We start from the raw sequence: 19,673 nt of genomic DNA on the forward strand, positions 1-19,673 counted from the left end.
ACATGCTGCCGGGTTCGCAATACCGTCAGTATTCGAATACCGAGGGTATCCGACAAAGGAGTTGGGCAAGTGCGTGAGCGTTCGGCAGGGGAGAGTGGGGCAGCGGTGGCCGCGCCGCGCGAGCCGCGGGTCGTGATCATCGGTGCCGGCGTCTCCGGCATTGCCAGCGCGATCACTTTGCAGCGCAACGGGATCGACGACTTCGTCATCCTGGAGAAGGGGGCCGACGTCGGCGGGGTGTGGCATTGGAACCGCTACCCCGGGCTGACCTGCGACGTCCCGTCGCAGCTGTATCAGTTCGGCTTCGCCCCGAAACCGGACTGGTCGCAGGTCTTCGCGCCCGGCCCGGAAATCCAGCGCTACCTCGCCGACGTCGTCGACCGGTTCGGCCTTCGACCGCACGTGCGCACGAATGCCGAGGTCACGGCGGCGACCTTCACCGGATCGGGGTGGCGGGTCGAGACCGGCGACGGGAACAGCTACGAGGCCGACTTCGTGATCGCCGCGACCGGCGTGCTGCACCATCCGGCCACCCCCGAACTGCCCGGCCTGGCCGAGTTCACCGGGGACGTGCTGCACACGGCGCGCTGGGACGACTCGGTGCCCACCGACGGCAAGCGCATCGCCGTCATCGGCACCGGATCGACCGGGGTGCAGGTGGTTTCGGCGTTGCAGCCGAAGGCGCGCCGACTCGTCCACTTCGTCCGTAGTCCGCAGTGGGTGATCTGGGCGCCGATGCGGCTGCCGCAACCCGCCGTCGTCGGCGCGGTGCTGGACCGGCTCCCGCAGGTCAATCGCGCGCTGTACCGCGCGGGCATGACCGGCGCGAAGCTGTTCACCGACGTCGTCACGCGGCCGAGCTGGCGGCGCCGTGCGGTGCAGGAGTACGCGCGGTTGAGCCTGCGCGTCCAGGTGCGCGACCCACGACTGCGCGCGCAGCTCACCCCGGACTATCAGCCGCTGTGCAAGCGACAAGTGTTGTCCGGCAGCTACTATCGCGCGCTGCACGCCCGCAACGCCGAACTGGTCACCGACGCGATCGCGGCCGTGACCCCCACCGGCATCCGCACCGCCGACGGCACCGAGCACGAGTTCGACATGATCGTGCTGGCCACCGGCTTCCAGGCGCACAACTACATGCGGCCGATGAACCTGGCCGGCCGCGACGGGATCGCGATCGACGACGCGTGGGTGAAAGGCCCGCGGGCCTACCGGATGACCGCCGTCCCGGGCTTCCCCAACCTGTTCACCGTGCTCGGACCGAACTCACCGACCGGCTCCATTCCCCTGCATCACGCCGCCGAGGTCACCGCCCGCTATATCGTCGCGTGGATCAACCGTTGGCGGACAGGCGAATTCGACACCGTCGAGGTGACCGAAGCCGCCACCGCCCGATTCGAAGCCGAGGTCGGCAAGGCGTTGGAGCCCACGGTCTGGAACACCGGGTGCAATTCGTGGTACTTCACCGAAGGCGGCCACATCGACCTGCTGCCCTTCGACCGCGCCACCATGGAAGCGTTGCTCGCCACCCCCGACGAGCGCGATTTCCACCTGCGCAAGGTTTCCTGACCCGTCGCCGCTGTCGGGAATCGCGCGCGGTCGGGTGCGCGCGCGGCATCGCGGTTGTCGATCTCGCTAGGCTCTGGGCATGCGGGTACCAGGGGCGTGGGTGGGGGTCGATGTGCTCACGACTCGACTGCGGCGGGAAGCGCGGGTCGCGCGCGACGGGGCGGGTTCGCGACTGAGCCGCAGCGACATCATGGTGCACTCGGCCGCAGGCGAGCGCGTGGCACGGGTGCTGACGCGCTGTGCGAGCACGCTCGGGTTCGACGTCGAGGGCGAGCGGTTGTGGGCCGATATGGTCGCCGACCTTTTCGATGGACCGTACGACGACCGCACGGCCGACGAAGCCGGGATGGCTTTGCGCGCGCACTGGGTGAAGGCGCCCGACGGCATGCCGCTCGGCTTGGTGCTGTGGCTCGCGCCGGGGCCGGTCCTGCCCCGCCCGGTCTACAACAGCTGGATCCTGGATCTGGACGCCGTCACCACCAGCAGCGCAGGCGACGATCTGGCGATGCTCGGCACCGATCGGCAGGCCGGCGAACCGCGCCCCATCCGCGATCTGCTCCGGTTCGCCAACGCCGACGACGTACCGCGTTTCCTGGCGCTGTACTGGGACGCGGCGACCGGCACCAAAGGGCTTGCCGCCGAAGCGATCTGGTCGATTCACCCGCCCGGCGCCCCTGGCTGGGTGCATTTCTGGAGTGCCGCGCATCCTGGTATCGGACCTACCGAACGATCCGTCTACGGCATGAGCTTGCAACTGGTCCGTCGCCCCGAGCCCGTCGTCGCGACGTTGCGGCACATCGTCCAGTTCACGCGGCACACGCTGATCCTGGTCGACGCCGAACGCCGGATCACGCTGCACACCGAAGGGGTGCTGCGCGAGGAACTGCGCGACAGCAATATCGTCGAATTGTTGGAAGACCTGCAGATCGCCCGGATCGTTTCGGGGTCGCAGACCAGCGTCGAGGCCACCGTGACGATCAACGGCCGCCGATACGAGGCCACCGCCTGGCCACTGCCGAGCGTGCAGTCCAAGCCCGTGCAACCCGCCGCGATCGTGCTCCGGCCGGTCGAGGAAGGCGCCGTGAGCTGAGCGTGCCCGCTCACCCGAGACGGCGTGGACGCCGCGCGGCCCAGAACACGGTCTGCCCGACCCGGGTGATCGACACCGCCGACCACGCGCGGCCCAGGGCATAACGCAGCCCGTCCTCCGTGCCGCGCGCTTCGTCGAACAGCGGAAGCGCCGGGAAATACGCGGCGAGGGTCAGATCGAGGATTGTCGAGGGGGCCGTAAGGGTGAGCGCGCCGAAGAAAATTCCGTTCGCACCGGTGTTGTCGGCGACCCGTTGGAACGCACATGCCTTTTCCGCCCAGGTGACCGGCAGGCAATTGGTCAGCAAGCTCGCCCCGATCGAATTCGCGCGGTGGCTCAGCGGCAACTCGCGCAGCACCGTCCCGTAATGTGCGCGGCTTTCGGTGCCGCCTTTCAGGAGCCGCCTGGCGGCTGCTTCCAGCGCGGGCACGGACCGGTCGTGGAGTTCGACCAGGTGAGTCCGGGCGCCACCGCCCGGCACGCGGCCCAGGACGTTCCCGGCGTGCGGGTCGATATCGAGCCGCGCCGCGAACGAGGGCTGCCCGTGCTGATTCAAGAGATGCGTTGTCTCACAACGCCATACGGCCTCGGCGTTGATCCCGAGCACGATGTGATCGAAGAAATGCAGGAGCGCGGGCGTAGCCGGGGTGGTGCCGTCGAGTTCTGCTCGGCCGATGCGGCTGACCTGATCCATCAAGTGGACTCCAGAAGACACCGGGGCAGCCGGGAGCGCGGCCCCGTTCCAACGGGGGATCTGCTTCCGGGCTCGGGAATCGCTCTCCGGCCGACGCTGACTCGATCATAGCAAGTGCGTCTGTCTGGGCCAGGGGTGCGGAAAGTTGCGGTGTACGGTGGCCGACCTGCGAATGTGCGCCATCGAGCAAACAGAATCAGGCGCTTGGCTACCATGCCTGCCGGGCCGTGTTGAATAGATCATAGTTCCACCCATCGGCGGCCTCGGTGCGGTGATCATGACGAATACCGGCTCGCGAAGGAACGATGTGAAATGCCAGGCAAGAACTCTGCTCGAGATCGTGTGGTCATTGCGGGGCTGGGCACAGTCACCGGATATGGCTGGGGGCGTGAGGCGCTGTGGCAGGGACTGCTGAGCGGTAAACATGCGGCCCGGCCCCAGCCGGGGTTCGGTCCGGATCGGGACACCGACGGCTGGGTGGCCCGGATACCGGACGGCGGCGATCCGGAATTGGGTTCGGTGTACCTGCGGTCGGTGCAGGAGTCGGTCCGCGAGGCGGTGGCCGACGCCCGCGCACGGGGCTGGCAACCGGGCCCCACGGTGGGGCTGTTGCACGCGATCGTGCTCGGCGACACCGACGAGTGGCACGATTTCTACGTCCACGACCACGGCAAGCGCCGCTCGCGGGACTTCTTACGGTTGTTGCCTTCCACACCGAACTCCAACCTGATGAGCGAGCACGGTTTTCACGGTCCGGCGATGAACGTCACGGCCGCCTGCTCCTCGGCGAACGCCGCGCTCATGACCGCCCAGATGTGGTTGGCGCAGGGCTTCGTCGACGACGTGGTGGTGGTCGCGAGCGACCTGAGCGCGATCCCGGACATCGTCCAGCCCTTCGTGACCTTGGGCGCGGCGGTCACCGACGAGGATCCGCTGCTGGCCTGCCGCCCGTTCCAGGAGGGCAGTCGCGGCTTCGGCTTCGGCGAGGCCGCTACGGCGTTCGTGGTGACCGAAGCGGCCGACCGGCCGTACGCGGCGGTGCTGGGTGGCGCCATGACCAACGACGGCTACCACGTGATCTCCGTGGAGCCCTCGCATGAGCAGATCTTCGCGTGCGTGCGGCAGGCACTGACGGCCGCACGGGTGGACCCGGCGCAGGTGGCCTACCTCAACAGCCACGGTTCCGGCACGCAGCAGTGCGATGTGGCCGAAACCGCTTTACTGGCAACCATTTTCGACGACCGCCCGCAGGTGCTGGCCACCAAGCCGCTGACCGGCCACTGCCAAGCGGCCTCCGGCGGAGTAGAGGTGGCAGCCACCATCATGGGCTACGAACAGGGCCTCATGGTGTCGGCCCCGGTCGTGGCCGCCGCCCACCCCCGATTAGTCGACGGCGTCATCGACCACACCGGCAACGGCCTCACCATGAAGATCGCCCTCGGCATGGGCGGCAACAACTCCGCCCTGGTGCTGGGCCCGGTCGACTGACCTTCGCGTACACGAGAAAGGCCCCCGACCGTAAGGATCGGGGGCCTCTCTCGTGGTGCCCTCGGCAGGATTCGAACCTGCGGCCTTCTGCTCCGGAGGCAGACGCTCTATCCCCTGAGCTACGAGGGCGGGATAGGGCCGAGCGGGGCTTGGGGCCGCCGTTCGGGCGGGGAAAGCGTATCGCATCGGGGGCCGTGCGCCAAAAAGCGTGGCGGAGGCGGCGGTTGGGGTCAGTTCAGCGGTAGGGGTTGGGCGCCGCGGGCCGTCAGCATGGTGGTGATGAGCTGGGCTTCGCCGCGCTGGGTTTTGTCCATGGTGTCGGCGAGGGTGTGCACCGCGGTGGTGTCGGCGTGCTCGGCGGCGTACTGGATCATCGACAGGCCACCCTGGTGATGGCGCAGCATGAGTTGCAGGAACAGGGTGTCGAGTTCGGCGCCGGTGGCCTGGCGCAAGGCCGCGAGGTCCGCGGGCGTGGCCATGCCGGGCATGGCCGCCATCGGACCGGACATGGCCGTGGTGCCGCCGGAGTGGCCGTGGCCGCCGGGTTGCCCACTCATCCAGCCCATGTAGCCGTCGACGCTCTGCGCGGGCTTGCCCCACAGCTGCAGCCAGCCCTGCATCCGGCCGACCTGGCTCTGCTGGGTGGTCATGATGTCGTAGGCGAGGCGGCGTACATCGGTGTCGGTCGATTTGACCAGCACGACGCCGGCCATCTCGACGGCCTGCGCGTGATGAGCCGACATGTCCTGGCTGAAACCGACGTCGACAGCACTCGGATCCGGCTCGGACGAGCCGGTGAACGGCAGCCGGACGAGGGCGCCGATGGCGACGCCGAGCACGATCGCGCCGATGACGCCGAGCACGAGCAGCGCGGTCCGCTGCCGCTGGAACTGGCCGCCGAGGCCGGGCGCGGCAGGTTCGGTGTCGCGTTCCAGCTCGGTCGGCGTCACTGCTGCACCGGCGCCTGCTGGCCGGGGACCGGCGCGGGCTGCGGCCGGCCGGGCTGGCCGGGCAGCGGCGCACCGGGCAGCCCGGGCACGCCCGGCAGACCCGGCACGCCGGGGATGCCGCCGGGCATCTCGGACGGATCCGGCTGCAGTCCCTTGCCGTCCATCGGCACCGCGTCCGGTCCGGGCGGGGTCGGGTCGAACGGCGGCGGGTTGTCGGTGTCGAAGGCGATGGTCGAGCAGTCCGCGCCGACCTCGGGGTAGGTGTAGGCGTTGAGCCGCAGGGCGGTGATGAACTGGCCGACGCGCTGATCGTCGGCCTTGTCCAGCTTCAGCTGATGGCCCCAGGACTGCAACGAGATCGGGGTGTCCAGACCGGGATACGGCGACATGAGCGAGTACGGCTTGCCCTGCACCTTGCTCGCCAGCAGGTCGCGGCCCGCGGCGTCCACCTTGTCCGGGTTGTAGGTGATCCAGACCGCGCCGTGCTCGAGCGAGTGCACCGCGTTCTCCATCCGGATCGGCTTGTCGTACACGATGCCGGTGCAGGTCGCCCAGGACGCGTCGTGCGGTCCGCCGAACGCGGGGCTCTGGTCGTAGGCGACCCGCTGGGTCGGGCCGATGTGCAGACCGGCCGGATACTCCTTCTTGACCACACCGGAGATCGACTCGGACGGGTCCTTCCGGTCGGCGCTGGGCGTGTACTTGTCCAGCGCGGCCTTCTCCTGGTACTTCGGTACCAGGCTGTAGGCGAGGGCACCGATCAATGCGATGATGACTACGGCCGCGCCGATGGCCAACCAGGGAATCTGACGATTGTTCTCGGGAAGTTGACCCCGGCCGCCCCCTTTACGGGAGGCCGACAACTTCGCGCCGGCTTTGGTGGCCTTGGCCGATTTGGCGCTGGGACTGCTCGGCATCGCTCGTTGTGCTCTCTCGACGTGACGGATCCGCGTGCTGCTACAGGTTGCGGACGGTTCCGGCGCAATGCCCACTCGAGGTGCACACCCGCCAAGACCATAGGATAGAGACTCGTGACTCCAGCTGACCTTGCAGATCTCCTTCGCACCACCGCGGCGAAGGTGCTCGTCGAACGTGGGCTCGATCCCGCGGTCCTGCCCGACGAGGTCACTGTCGAGCGTCCCCGCAACCCGGAACACGGTGACTATGCCACGAATGTGGCGATGAAGGTGGCAAAGAAGGCAGGTACGAATCCGCGCGATCTGGCGACCTGGCTGGCCGAGGCGTTGACCGCCGCGGACGGTGTCGAGGTGGCCGAGGTCGCCGGGCCCGGCTTCCTCAATATCCGGCTGGCCGCGTCGGCGCAGGGCGCGATCGTCGAGCAGGTGCTGGCCGCGGGCGCGGCGTACGGCACCGCCGAGACCTTGCAGGGCACCCGGATCAACCTGGAGTTCGTCTCGGCCAACCCGACCGGGCCCGTGCACCTCGGTGGTACCCGGTGGGCGTCGGTCGGCGACGCGCTCGGCCGGATCTTGGCGGCGCAGGGCGCGGAGGTGGTACGCGAGTACTACTTCAACGATCACGGCGCACAGATCGACCGGTTCGCCCGGTCGCTGGTCGCGGCGGCCACCGGCGAGCCCACCCCGGCGGACGGTTACGCGGGCGTCTACATCGGCGAGATCGCGGGCACGATCGTCGCCGCCCACCCGGACGCCGTCGCGCTGCCCGAGGCCGAACGACTCGAACTGTTCCGCGCCGAAGGCGTCGAGCTGATGTTCGCGCAGATCAGGCAGTCGCTGCACGAGTTCGGCACCGACTTCGACGTGTACTTCAACGAGAGTTCGCTGTTCGCGTCCGGCGCGGTCGAGCAGGCCGTCGCGACGCTGAAGAATTCCGGCGACCTGTACGAGAAGGACGGCGCCTGGTGGATCGCGAGTACGGAATACGGCGACGATCAGGATCGTGTCGTCATCAAGAGCGACGGTAATCCGGCCTATATCGCGGGCGATATCGCGTACTTCCAGAACAAGCGGTCGCGTGGATTCGATCTGTGCATTTATATGCTCGGCGCCGACCATCACGGGTATATCGGACGGTTGAAGGCGGCCGCGGCCGCCTTCGGTGACGATCCGGCGACCGTCGAGGTGCTGATCGGGCAGATGGTGAATCTGCTCAAAGACGGTGTCGCGGTGAAGATGAGCAAGCGCGCGGGCACCGTGGTCACGCTGGAAGATCTGGTCGAGGCGATCGGCGTCGACGCTGCGCGGTATTCGCTGGTGCGTTCCTCGGTGAATTCCAGCATCGATATCGATCTGACCCTCTGGACCAGCCAGAGCAGCGAAAACCCGGTCTACTACGTGCAATACGCGCACGCGCGGACCGCGTCGATCGCGCGCAATGCCGCCGAATTCGACTACGACCAGGTCACCGCGGATCTCGCGTTGCTGACCGCGGACGAAGAAGGCGAACTCATTCGCACCCTCGGCGAATACCCGCGCGTGGTGAGCAGCGCGGCGAGCCTGCGGGAACCGCACCGGGTCGCCCGCTACCTGGAGGAGCTGGCCGGCACCTACCACCGCTTCCAGACCAACAAGAACCTGCGCGTGCTCCCGCTCGGCGACGAGCCGGTGAGCCCGACCAACGCCGCCCGCCTGGTGCTGGTCAATGCGACCCGCCAGGTGCTGGCGAACGGCTTGGCGCTGCTAGGCGTGAGCGCACCGGAGCGGATGTGAACGAGTTCCGCGAATATTCCACCTCCGCAAAACCATTTGCGGCGGCGGGCAGAGTTGTACACGGGCAGATGGCCTTTCGTATAGATATGAAGAAGGGATTAGAGCCCGTGAGGGAGCGCAGCGAGCGAACCAAAATTACAGCCGCTTGCGCGGTCACAATGGAGCCGAGCGCCAGCGAGGTGGAATTGTGAGCGCGCATCCGGCCGGACCCCGACACGCTGAAATACCGCACGCACCGAGCTTGCCGGAGCGGCCGCGGGATCCGCAGCAGATGATCGATCTGCCCGCGAATGTGTGGCCGCGCAACGCGAGCCGTGATTCCGACGGCGTGGTGCGGCTCGCGGGGGTGCCCGTGCACGAATTGGCCGCCGAATTCGGCACGCCGCTGTTCGTGGTCGACGAGGACGATTTCCGTTCGCGCTGCCGCGATATGGTGCGCGCCTTCGGTCCGAATGCCCGGGTGCATTACGCGTCCAAGGCTTTCCTGTGCGGCGAGATCGCGCGCTGGATCCGGGACGAGGGCCTCTCGCTGGACGTGTGTTCCGGCGGCGAACTCGCGATCGCCCTGCACGCGGGGTTCCCGGCCGAGCGAATCGCCTTGCACGGCAACAACAAATCGGCCACCGAGCTCGAGGCCGCGGTGACCGCCGGGGTCGGCCACGTGGTGGTGGACTCGCTCATCGAGATCGAACGCCTCGAGGCGATCGCGGGCCGTGCCGGGGTGGTGCAGGACGTGCTCGTCCGGGTCACCGTCGGCGTGGAAGCCCATACCCACGAATACATTTCGACCGCGCACGAGGATCAGAAGTTCGGCTTCTCGATCGCCGGGGGCGACGCGATGGAGGCGCTGGCGCGCGTCTTCGAGGCGGACAACCTGCGCCTGGTCGGCCTGCACAGCCATATCGGATCGCAGATCTTCGAGATCGACGGTTTCGAGATCGCCGCGCGCCGCATGCTGCGCCTGCTGCACGACGCCATCGAGAAGTTCGGCGTCGAACGGACCGCGCAGATCTCTACGCTGGATCTCGGTGGCGGCCTTGGCATTTCGTACCTGCCGAACGACGACCCGCCGCCGCTGGACGATTTCGCCGCGAAGGTGCGCGACCTGGTCGCGGCCGAGGCCGCGAGCATCGGGCTGCCGGAGCCGAAGATCGCGGTCGAACCGGGCCGGGCCATCGCCGGACCGGGCACTGTCACGCTGTACGAGGTCGGCACCACCAAGGACGTGTCGCTCGACGGTGGCCTGCGCCGGCGCTACATCAGCGTCGACGGCGGCATGAGCGACAACATCCGCCCCGCGCTGTACCAGGCGGACTACGATTGCCGCCTGGTCTCGCGCACCTCCGATGCCGCGGCGGTGGTCGCGCGTGTGGTCGGAAAGCATTGTGAGAGTGGCGATATCGTCATCCGCGATACCTGGATGCCGGAGGACGTCGGCCCCGGCGATCTGGTCGCCGTCGCCGCGACCGGTGCGTACTGCTATTCGATGTCCAGCCGATACAACCAGCTGACCCGGCCCGCCGTGGTCGCGGTGCGTGACGGACAGCCGCGACTCATTCTGCGCCGGGAAACGGTGGCGGACTTGCTCAGCTTGGAGGTTGAATCATCATGACGAATTCGGCTCAATTGGTATGGGGGAGAGACCAGCCCATCGGTGTCGCGGTGCTGGGCATGGGCAATGTCGGCACCGAGGTGGTGCGGATTCTGCGGGAGCATTCCGAGGATCTGCGTTCCCGCGTCGGCGCGCCCGTCGTGCTGCGCGGCGTCGCCGTCCGTGATCTGGCGACCGATCGCGGCATCCCGGCCGCGCTGCTGACCACCGACGCCGACGCGCTCGTCGCGCGCGACGACGTCGACCTGGTGGTCGAGGTCATCGGCGGTATCGACCCGCCGCGCCGGCTGATCCTGGCGGCCTTGAACGCGGGTAAATCCGTGGTGACCGCGAACAAGGCGCTGCTGGCCGACTACACCGGCGAACTCGCCGCCGCCGCCGAACGCAACCGCGCCGACCTGTATTTCGAGGCCGCGGTCGCCGGGGCCATCCCGGTGGTCCGCCCGCTCATCCAGTCGCTGGCCGGTGACCGGGTGAACCGGGTCGTCGGCATCGTCAACGGCACCACCAACTTCATCCTCTCCGCGATGGACGAGACCGGCGCGGATTACGCCGACACCCTGGCCGAGGCCACCCGCCTCGGTTACGCGGAGGCGGACCCGACCGCCGACGTGGAGGGTTTCGACGCCGCGGCCAAGGCCGCGATCCTCGCCTCGCTCGCCTTCCACACCCGGGTCACCGCCGCCGACGTGTACCGCGAGGGCATCTCCAAGATCAGTTCCGAGGATCTGGAGACCGCGTCCGCGCTGAACTGCACGGTGAAGCTGCTCGCCATCTGCGAGCGGGTCGCCGCCGGTCCGGGCGAGCCGAGCCCCGAGGAGGGCGGCAAGGAGCGGGTCTCGGTGCGCGTCTACCCGGCGCTGGTGCCGCGCAAGCATCCGTTAGCAGCCGTGAGCGGGGCCTTCAATGCGGTGGTCGTCGAGGCGGAGAACGCGGGCAGGTTGATGTTCTACGGCCAGGGCGCGGGCGGCGCACCGACGGCCTCCGCCGTGCTGGGAGATCTGGTGATGGCCGCGCGCAACAAGTTCTACGGTGGCCGTGCGCCGGGCGAATCGGTTTATGCTGAGCTACCGATCGCACCGATCGGCGATACACCCACCCGCTACCACGTGAACCTGCAGGTGGAAGACCGTCCCGGGGTCCTGGCCGCGGTGGCGGGCGAATTCGCCAAGCACGGGGTGAGCATCTCGACCGTCCGCCAAGAGGGGCACGGCACGGGAGCCCGCCTGGTCGTGGTCACCCACCACGCGTTGGAATCGGCGCTCGCGGACACCGTCGCCGCCCTGGCGGAGATGGAATCCGTCACATCCATCACCAGCGTTCTCAGATTGGAAGGCACCGAAGAATGAATACCTCCAGGAGCGGGCAACCGGCTGGGTGGGCGAATGCCGGTGTGGCACCGCAGGCCGGAGTGCATTCTCGTTGGCCGGGGTTGATCGCGGCCTATCGCGACCGGATCGCCGGTGCGCGGGACTGGGAGCCGGTCACCCTGCTCGAGGGCGGTACGCCGCTGGTGCCCGCACCGCATCTGTCCGAGCTGACCGGGTGTGAGGTATATCTCAAGGTCGAGGGCCTGAATCCGACCGGCTCGTTCAAGGACCGCGGTATGACCGTGGCCATCACCGACGCGAAGTACCAGGGCCAGAAGGCGGTGCTCTGCGCCTCCACCGGCAATACCTCGGCATCCGCCGCGGCCTACGCCACCCGCGCGGACATGACCTGTGCGGTGCTCATCCCGCAGGGCAAGATCGCGATGGGCAAGCTGGCCCAGGCGGTCATGCTGGGCGCGAAGATCATCCAGGTGGACGGCAACTTCGACGACTGCCTCGAACTCGCGCGCAAGGTGACCTCCGATTTCCCGAGCATCGGCCTGGTGAACTCGGTGAACCCGGCCCGCATCGAGGGGCAGAAGACCGCCTCGTTCGAGATCTGCGACGTGCTGGGCCGCGCGCCCGACGTACACGCGCTGCCGGTCGGAAATGCGGGCAATATCACGGCCTACTGGCGGGGCTATCGCGAGTACTACGCCGACGGCATCACCACGCAGCTGCCGCGCATGCTCGGCGTGCAGGCCGCGGGCGCCGCACCGCTGGTGCACGGCGCCCCGGTGAGCGACCCGGAGACCATCGCGACGGCCATCCGGATCGGTGCGCCGGCGTCGTGGAACGCCGCGGTCGCGGCCAAGGAGGAGTCCGGTGGGGCCTTCCGCGCCGCCACCGACGAGGAGATCCTCGCGGCGTACCGGCTGGTCGCGGCGACCGAGGGCGTGTTCGTCGAACCCGCGTCGGCCGCGAGCGTCGCGGGTCTGCTCGCCGCGCGCACCGAGGGTTGGCTGGATTCCGGCCTCACCGTCGTGTGCACCGTGACCGGTAACGGACTCAAGGATCCCGACACCGCCCTGCTGGGAATGCCGCAGGTGCAGGCGATTCCGGTGGACCCGGTCGCGGTCGCCGCCGAGCTAGAGCTGGCCTGAGTTGAGTTCGAAGGATGGTCAGCTGGCCGAACGGCGACGCGGTTCGGCGATGAGCCGGACGCTGCCGGCGGGTATTTCGGTGACCGCGCGGGTGCCCGCGTCCACCGCGAACCTCGGTCCCGGATTCGACTCGCTCGGCATGGCGCTCGGCATGTTCGACGAGATCGACGTGCGCACTACCGATTCGGGGCTCAGCATCCGGGTCGAGGGCGAGGGTGCCGACGATGTGCCATGGGGCCCTTCGCATCTCGTGGTGCGGGCGATCGAGCGCGGACTGGAGGCCGCAGGCGTCTGGGCCGACGGCCTCGATGTGGTGTGCCGCAACGTGATTCCGCACTCGCGTGGCCTCGGCTCGTCCGCCTCCGCGGTGGTCGGCGGACTGGCCGCGGGGTGTGCCATCGCGGCGGAATTCGATTCGGCCCTGACCACCTCGGACGACCAATTGGTGCAGCTCGCATCGGAATTCGAGGGTCATCCGGACAACGCGGCGGCCAGCGTGCTCGGCGGCATCGTGGTGTCCTGGACCGAGACCGACCGGGCGGCCGATATCGGCCGGGACGGCGTGCCGGTGGCCGAACATCACGGCCGGGTCTACCGGGCCGTCCGGCTGGACGCGCACCCCACGCTGCGTCCGGTCGTGCTCATCCCCGAGGAACGTTCGGCGACCGCGCACACCCGGGGCTTGTTGCCCGAGGTGGTGCCGCACGGCGATGCCGCGTTCAACGTCAGCCGGGCCGCTCTGGCCGTGGTGGCGCTCACCCAGCGCCCCGACCTGCTGATGCCTGCCACGGCCGACCGGCTGCACCAGGCCCAGCGTGCACCGGCATTACCGCTGACCACCACCTGGATTTCCCGGCTGCGAGCGGCCGGTATCGCGGCCACCGTCTCCGGCGCCGGACCGACCGTCCTGGCCCTCGGGACCAGTGAATTCCCTGCCGAACTCCGTGAACTCGCGGCCCTGGACGGCCTGCGGGTGGTCGAGCCGGGACTGGCCGACGGAGTCCGGATCGACTGACGGCGCGTCTGCCTTGCCGATATTCGCAGTGTGCAGCTATCCTGAGCGAGTCCGTACATCGTGCGCATCAGACGCCGGTGCTTCATCAGGGCAATCGCTCCAGCAGGCTCCAGGCTCGAGCCTCCAGGCCATGGGGGTGCTGCGTAGCTGCGCAACTGGAATGATCTCTCCCACCTCTCACCACCGGTGGCGAAGCGGACGGACGCATCCGAGTCCGGCAGAATGCCCGGACTGCGGGACGAACCCTCGAAACAGCACACGGCAATCGAGGGAAGGAAAGGATTTCCGTGACAGATACGGACCTGCTCGCGACACCAGGGGTGGAATCCAACCCAGCCTCGGGCGACCGCGAAAGTGACTCCGGACAGATTTCGAAGATGAGCGAACAAACCGACGTCGCACGATCGGGGCTGACTGGAATGTTGTTGCCGCAGTTGCGCGCGCTCGCGGGGGAGCTCGGTATCCGAGGCACCTCCGGAATGCGCAAAGGTGATTTGATCGCCGCCATCAAGGAAAATCAGGCCGGAAAACCGGCGAAGGGTGAAAAGCCCGAAGGGGGACAGGCCAAGTCCGCGGTTTCCGCCAAGGCCGAAACGTCCGGTAATACCGAAGCTCCCGCCGCCGCGCCCGCCCGGGCCGAACAGGGCACCCTCGATGTCGGCACCACCCCGGTGAAAAAAGAGGCGCCCGCTGCCGAGGCCGCCGCACCGGCGAAGGAAAAGGAAGCTCCCGCGAACCAGGCCCCGGCCGAGAACGCGCAGCCAGCCTCGAACGAGTCCGACGACTCGGGTCGCGAGGGTGGTCAGCGTGGTCGTGGTCGGCAGCGGCGCGGCCGTGACCAGGCGCGATCCGGCGGCGGCGAGGCCGCGGCCGATGCGCGTGGTGACGAGCCGAAGCAGGACTCCGAGCAGGGCGAGCGGCGCCGCGAGCGCAACCAGTCCGGTGAGCGCAGCCAGTCGGGTGAGCGCAACCAGTCGGGTGAGCGCAACCAGTCCGGTGAGCGCAACCAGTCCGGTGACCGCAACCAGTCCGGTGACCGCAACAACCAGAACGGCAACGGCGGCAACGCGAACGGCGGCCGGAACAACGACCGCAACAACGCGCGCAACGACGACGACGAAGAGGGCGGACGCGGCCGGCGGGGCCGGCGGTTCCGTGAGCGTCGCCGTGGGCGCGATCGCGAAACCGGTGGCGGTGGCGGCGAGGCGCGCGAGCTGGAGATCCGCGAAGACGACGTGTTGCAGCCGGTCGCGGGCATCCTCGACGTGCTGGACAACTACGCCTTCGTCCGGACCTCGGGCTACCTGGCCGGGCCGAACGACGTCTACGTCTCGATGAACCTGGTCCGCAAGAACGGCCTGCGCCGCGGTGACGCGATCACCGGTGCGGTGCGCGCACCGCGCGACGGCGAGCAGAGCAACCAGCGGCAGAAGTTCGATCCGCTGGTGCGCCTGGACACGGTCAACGGTGGTGAGGTCGAGGCGGCCAAGCGGCGCCCCGAATTCAGCAAGCTCACCCCGCTGTACCCGAACCAGCGCCTGCGCCTGGAGACCCAGCCGAACAAGCTGACCACCCGCGTCATCGACCTGATCATGCCGATCGGTAAGGGCCAGCGCGCCCTGATCGTCTCGCCGCCGAAGGCCGGTAAGACGACGATCATGCAGGACATCGCGAACGCCATCGCGATCAACAACCCCGAGGTCTACCTCATGGTGGTGCTGGTCGACGAGCGTCCCGAAGAGGTCACCGACATGCAGCGTTCGGTGAAGGGCGAGGTCATCGCCTCGACCTTCGACCGGCCGCCGTCAGACCACACCTCGGTCGCCGAGCTCGCCATCGAGCGCGCCAAGCGACTGGTGGAAATGGGCAAAGACGTTGTGGTGCTGCTCGACTCGATCACTCGACTCGGCCGCGCGTACAACAACTCCTCGCCCGCGTCCGGCCGGATCCTTTCCGGTGGTGTCGATTCCACCGCGCTGTACCCGCCCAAGCGGTTCCTCGGCGCGGCGCGCAACATCGAGAACGGCGGCTCGCTCACCATCATCGCGACCGCGATGGTGGAGACCGGATCCACCGGTGACACGGTCATCTTCGAGGAGTTCAAGGGCACCGGTAACGCGGAGCTCAAGCTGGACCGCAAGATCGCGGAACGGCGCGTGTTCCCCGCGGTGGACGTCAACCCGTCCGGCACTCGTAAGGACGAGCTACTGCTCAGCCCCGACGAGGCGGCGGTGCTGCACAAGCTGCGCCGCGTACTGTCCGGCCTGGACTCGCACCAGGCGATCGATCTGCTGATCGACCGTCTGAAGAAGTCCAAGAACAACCTCGAGTTCCTGATGCAGGTCAGCAAGACCGCGCCGGGCGCACTCGACGAATGAGTTCCTGAGTTGTACTGCCGAAAGGGCCTCGCCACCGCGGGGCCCTTTCGGCGTCTGCGGGCTGAAGAACATCAGCCCGATCATGGCCGCGCCGCTGATCATGAAACCCAGAATGATCGCCGAGCCAGGCACCGCGCTCCCCTCCGGAGCGGTGTTCGTGGTCTCGACATGGACGGCGGCTTCCGGAGTCGTGGTCGGAATGTCCGGCAACGCACACCAGCCGACCGCGACAGCGAGAAGCAGCAGACCGAAGATCGCGGACGCGACTCGGATGTTCACAAGTTCTCCCTTCTGTCACGGCACGCCGATGTGCGCTCGACACTCGAGATGGCTTTCACGCTTTCGAGGGCTGTGCTCACGCCGCGAACCGGCCCGAGGTCTCAACTCTATGAACGTCGCTGTTCGTGTTCGTGAGTAGCGGACTACCCGACTTCAGGGTTCCTGAGACAGGGACGATCCGCGTGCCCGAACTTCCTGGGGCGACAGCGGCAGGGGGTCTACCTAGGGCGGGAACAAACCACCCGCCCGGGGTGTTTTGGGAGCGTAGCGACAGTTCTGGCATACTGAACGGTCGTTGCGTCTGCTCACTCGAGCAGACCTCCCGCCTAAGTCGGCTCCGGTTCACGTTCCCGCGATTCCACGCGCGAGCGACCCGGCGGCCAATATCGAGAGGACACCCATGAAGGCAGGAATCCACCCGACGTATGTCGACACCACGGTCGTCTGTGGTTGCGGCAACACCTTCCAGACTCGCAGCACCAAGGAGTCGGGACACATCACCGTCGAGGTCTGCTCGCAGTGCCATCCGTTCTACACCGGCAAGCAGAAGATCCTCGACACCGGTGGCCGCGTGGCCCGCTTCGAGGCGCGCTACGGCAAGCGGGCCGGCAAGAAGGCCGACTCCGACGCCAAATAGCTTCCTCGCCGACGCCCGGTCCTGCGCTGCAGGCCGGGCGTCGGTGCTTTGTCAGGGGACAGGGAAACTAGAGAAGGAAGCGAAGCTGTGACGCAACCGTCCGCGATCGACGACATTCTGGCCGAGCACGCCGGCTTGGAAACGCAGCTGTCCGATCCGGCGCTGCACAACGATCCGGGCGCCGCGCGCCGGGTCGGCAAGCGGTTCGCCGAGCTCGCGCCGATCATGGCGACCTATACCAAGCTGAAGTCCGCGCGCGAGGATCTGGCCGCCGCGCAGGAACTCGCCGCCGACGACGCGGCGTTCGCCGCCGAGGTCCCGGATCTGGAACGCCAGGTCGGCGAGCTGGAGCAGGCCCTGGCCGATCTGCTCGCGCCGCGTGACCCGCACGACGGCGACGACGTGGTGCTCGAGGTGAAATCCGGTGAGGGCGGCGAGGAATCGGCGCTGTTCGCCTCGGATCTGGCGCGCATGTACGTGCGCTACGCGGAGCGGCACGGCTGGAAGGTCGAGATCCTCGACGTCACCGTGTCCGATCTCGGCGGCTACAAGGACGCGACGCTCTCGATCAAGAGCCGCGATGCCGCGCGCGACGGCGTGTGGTCCCGGTTCAAGTTCGAAGGCGGCGTGCATCGCGTGCAGCGGGTGCCGGTGACCGAGTCGCAGGGCCGGATCCACACCTCCGCCGCGGGCGTGCTCATCTACCCCGAGCCCGACGAGGTGGAGGAGGTGCAGATCGACGAGAGCGACCTGCGCGTCGATGTCTACCGGTCTTCCGGCAAGGGTGGCCAGGGCGTCAACACCACCGACTCCGCGGTCCGGCTCACCCACCTGCCCACCGGCATCGTGGTGACCTGCCAGAACGAGCGGTCGCAGCTGCAGAACAAGGCCCGCGCCATGCAGGTGCTGGCCGCCCGGTTGCAGGCGCTCGCCGAGGAGCAGGCCGATCAGGAGGCGGCGGCGGGCCGGGCCAGTCAGATCCGCACGGTCGACCGTTCCGAGCGCATCCGCACCTACAACTTCCCGGAGAACCGGATCACCGACCATCGCATCGGCTTCAAGGCGCACAACCTGGACTCGGTGCTGGACGGCGACCTGGACGCGCTGCTGGACGCGCTGGGCAAGGCGGACCGCGAGGCCCGAATGGCCGCGGAGTAACGAGCTTTCGGGCAGAGTCTGCGAGATGTCCACGACCAGAGTGGCGTTGCGCCCCGCCATCAACGATGCCGTCACGGCGTTGCGGGCGGCGGGGGTGCACAGTCCGCAAGCCGACGCGGAACACCTTGCCGCGCATGTGCTCGGCGTGCAGCGCAGCCGATTGCTGATGACGCCGCTCATCACGCCGGGGGAGCTGGCCGAGTACCGCGCGCTGGTCGCGCGCCGCGCGGAGCGAATTCCGTTGCAACACTTGACCGGAACCGCGGCGATGGGCGATATCGACCTGGCGGTGGGGCCCGGTGTCTTCGTGCCGCGGCCCGAGACCGAGTTGCTGTTCGCTTGGGCGCTGGCGCAATTGGCGGCGCTGCCGCACGACCACGCGCCGATCGTCGTCGATCTGTGCACCGGTTCCGGTGCGCTCGCGTTGGCCATCGCGCATGCCCGGCCCGATGCCGTGGTCCATGCCGTCGAACTCGATCCGGCGGCGCTGCGGTGGGTCCGGCGCAACGCCGAGCAGCGCGGTGCCGGCGGGGACACCCCGATCGTCGTGCACGCCGCCGACGTCACGGACCCGGCCCTGCTGCGCGAGCTGGACGGCCGCGTCGACGTCGTGGTGTCCAACCCGCCCTACATCCCCGAGGGCGCGCAGCTCGATCCGGAAGTGGCCGACCACGACCCGCACCTGGCCCTGTTCGGCGGCCCGGACGGCCTGGACGTCATCCGCGGCATGCTGCCCACCATTGCCCGCCTGCTGCGCCCAGGCGGCAGCACAGCTATCGAACACGACGATGCGAACGGTTCCGACCTGGCCGCGCTGCTCGCCGCCGCGGATTTCGCCGACATCGTCGAGCATCCGGACTTAGCGGGCAAACCACGCTTCGTCGTCGCAAATCGCCCCTGAAAGGTGGTCGGGGCGAGCCCGCGTGACAGGATGGTCCGGTGAGTACCGTCTACGACTGCGCGGATCCCGACCTGCGCGCCGCCGGACTGACCGCAGCCACCAGCGCGCTGAAATCCGGCCGGCTGGTCGTGCTGCCGACCGACACGCTCTACGGTCTGGCCGCGGACGCCTTCGACGCCACCGCGGTGAGTTCGCTGCTCGCGGCCAAGCGCCGCCGCAGAGACATGCCGGTGCCGGTCCTGGTCGGTTCCTGGCACACCATCGACGGCCTGGTCTTCTCGGTGCGCCCGCAGGCGCGGGAGCTGATCCGGGCGTTCTGGCCCGGCGGCCTGAGTCTCGTTGTGCAGCAAGCGCCTTCCCTTGCCTGGGATCTCGGTGATACCCGCGGCACGGTGATGCTGCGGATGCCGCTGCACCCGGTCGCCCTCGACCTGCTGCGTGAGGTCGGCCCGCTCGCCGTCTCCAGCGCCAATGTGTCCGGGCAGCCGCCCGCCAAGACCGCCGCGGAGGCCCGCGAGCAACTCGGCGATCTCGTCGGCACCTACCTCGACGGTGGGCCCGCCGCGCACGCCGTCGCCTCCACCATCGTCGACCTGACCGCCGATCAACCGCGCGTGCTGCGCGAGGGTGCCGTATCGATCGGCGATATCGCCGACGTCCTCGGCATGTCGCCGGAGGCGCTGTCCAGCGCCTCCATCCGATGATCGATCAGGCGCCGGCGCGAATGGGTGACCCGATG

General features: G+C 68.4%; 16 protein-coding genes and 1 tRNA gene. 13 read left to right on the plus strand and 4 right to left on the minus strand.

The window, feature by feature from the left end; translation table 11 throughout:
• Nucleotides 1–69 precede the first annotated feature (69 nt).
• Together O3I_RS06225 and O3I_RS06230 are read left to right on the plus strand one after the other, a co-directional pair.
• Nucleotides 70–1,569 carry a flavin-containing monooxygenase gene (locus O3I_RS06225; RefSeq protein WP_237748259.1) on the plus strand — a complete coding sequence of 500 codons (1,500 nt, stop codon included), beginning with the start codon at nt 70–72 and terminating at the stop codon, nt 1,567–1,569.
• A gap of 79 nt (nt 1,570–1,648) precedes the next feature.
• Complete coding sequence (locus O3I_RS06230) at nt 1,649–2,659, plus strand: hypothetical protein (protein WP_141692210.1); 1,011 nt, start codon at nt 1,649–1,651, stop codon at nt 2,657–2,659.
• A gap of 10 nt (nt 2,660–2,669) precedes the next feature.
• Here the strand turns inward: O3I_RS06230 and O3I_RS06235 are convergent, their stop codons facing one another.
• Entirely contained in the window at nt 2,670–3,353 is a 684-nt protein-coding gene (locus O3I_RS06235; RefSeq protein WP_014982050.1) for a hypothetical protein, read from the minus strand.
• A gap of 312 nt (nt 3,354–3,665) precedes the next feature.
• Between O3I_RS06235 and O3I_RS06245 the strand changes: the two genes are divergently transcribed.
• Entirely contained in the window at nt 3,666–4,841 is a 1,176-nt protein-coding gene (locus tag O3I_RS06245) for a beta-ketoacyl synthase N-terminal-like domain-containing protein (protein ID WP_167829105.1), read from the plus strand.
• Between the two features lie 53 nt (nt 4,842–4,894).
• Here the strand turns inward: O3I_RS06245 and O3I_RS06250 are convergent.
• From O3I_RS06250 to O3I_RS06260, 3 genes are all read right to left on the minus strand, one after another.
• Nucleotides 4,895–4,970: transfer RNA gene (locus tag O3I_RS06250), tRNA-Arg, on the minus strand.
• Between the two features lie 101 nt (nt 4,971–5,071).
• Nucleotides 5,072–5,791: a DUF305 domain-containing protein gene (locus O3I_RS06255; protein ID WP_014982052.1), complete on the minus strand. Its 720-nt coding sequence runs from the start codon at nt 5,789–5,791 to the stop codon at nt 5,072–5,074.
• A complete protein-coding gene (locus O3I_RS06260) occupies nt 5,788–6,708 on the minus strand; it encodes a DUF3105 domain-containing protein (RefSeq protein ID WP_014982053.1) in 921 nt (306 codons plus the stop codon). The genes O3I_RS06255 and O3I_RS06260 overlap by 4 nt, the downstream gene beginning before the upstream one ends.
• Before the next feature lie 114 nt (nt 6,709–6,822).
• Between O3I_RS06260 and argS the strand changes: the two genes are divergently transcribed.
• From argS to O3I_RS06310, 10 genes are all read left to right on the plus strand, one after another.
• Complete coding sequence (gene argS, locus O3I_RS06265; RefSeq protein ID WP_014982054.1) at nt 6,823–8,481, plus strand: arginine--tRNA ligase; 1,659 nt, start codon at nt 6,823–6,825, stop codon at nt 8,479–8,481.
• Nucleotides 8,482–8,668: 187 nt separating this feature from the next.
• Complete coding sequence (gene lysA / locus O3I_RS06270; RefSeq protein ID WP_014982055.1) at nt 8,669–10,093, plus strand: diaminopimelate decarboxylase; 1,425 nt, start codon at nt 8,669–8,671, stop codon at nt 10,091–10,093.
• Nucleotides 10,090–11,442, plus strand: coding sequence for a homoserine dehydrogenase (locus O3I_RS06275; protein WP_041562442.1), 1,353 nt, complete (start codon nt 10,090–10,092; stop codon nt 11,440–11,442). Before lysA ends, O3I_RS06275 begins: the two co-directional genes overlap by 4 nt.
• Nucleotides 11,443–11,504: 62 nt before the next feature.
• The gene (gene thrC / locus O3I_RS06280) at nt 11,505–12,566 is read left to right on the plus strand and encodes a threonine synthase (protein WP_014982057.1); all 1,062 of its coding nucleotides are present in this window, start codon (nt 11,505–11,507) and stop codon (nt 12,564–12,566) included.
• Nucleotides 12,567–12,615: 49 nt separating this feature from the next.
• Nucleotides 12,616–13,581, plus strand: coding sequence for a homoserine kinase (thrB, locus tag O3I_RS06285; protein ID WP_014982058.1), 966 nt, complete (start codon nt 12,616–12,618; stop codon nt 13,579–13,581).
• Nucleotides 13,582–13,958: 377 nt separating this feature from the next.
• The gene (gene rho, locus O3I_RS06290; protein WP_014982059.1) at nt 13,959–15,959 is read left to right on the plus strand and encodes a transcription termination factor Rho; all 2,001 of its coding nucleotides are present in this window, start codon (nt 13,959–13,961) and stop codon (nt 15,957–15,959) included.
• 679 nt (nt 15,960–16,638) lie between these two features.
• Nucleotides 16,639–16,875 carry a 50S ribosomal protein L31 gene (gene rpmE, locus O3I_RS06295; RefSeq protein WP_014982060.1) on the plus strand — a complete coding sequence of 79 codons (237 nt, stop codon included), beginning with the start codon at nt 16,639–16,641 and terminating at the stop codon, nt 16,873–16,875.
• An 87-nt stretch (nt 16,876–16,962) separates the two neighbouring features.
• Entirely contained in the window at nt 16,963–18,033 is a 1,071-nt protein-coding gene (gene prfA / locus O3I_RS06300) for a peptide chain release factor 1 (RefSeq protein WP_014982061.1), read from the plus strand.
• 25 nt (nt 18,034–18,058) lie between these two features.
• Nucleotides 18,059–18,934 carry a peptide chain release factor N(5)-glutamine methyltransferase gene (gene prmC, locus O3I_RS06305; protein ID WP_041562444.1) on the plus strand — a complete coding sequence of 292 codons (876 nt, stop codon included), beginning with the start codon at nt 18,059–18,061 and terminating at the stop codon, nt 18,932–18,934.
• A gap of 38 nt (nt 18,935–18,972) precedes the next feature.
• Nucleotides 18,973–19,638 carry an L-threonylcarbamoyladenylate synthase gene (locus O3I_RS06310; protein ID WP_014982063.1) on the plus strand — a complete coding sequence of 222 codons (666 nt, stop codon included), beginning with the start codon at nt 18,973–18,975 and terminating at the stop codon, nt 19,636–19,638.
• Nucleotides 19,639–19,673: the final 35 nt, after the last annotated feature.

The organism is Nocardia brasiliensis ATCC 700358, from assembly GCF_000250675.2.
GTDB classification, from domain to species: domain Bacteria; phylum Actinomycetota; class Actinomycetes; order Mycobacteriales; family Mycobacteriaceae; genus Nocardia; species Nocardia brasiliensis_B.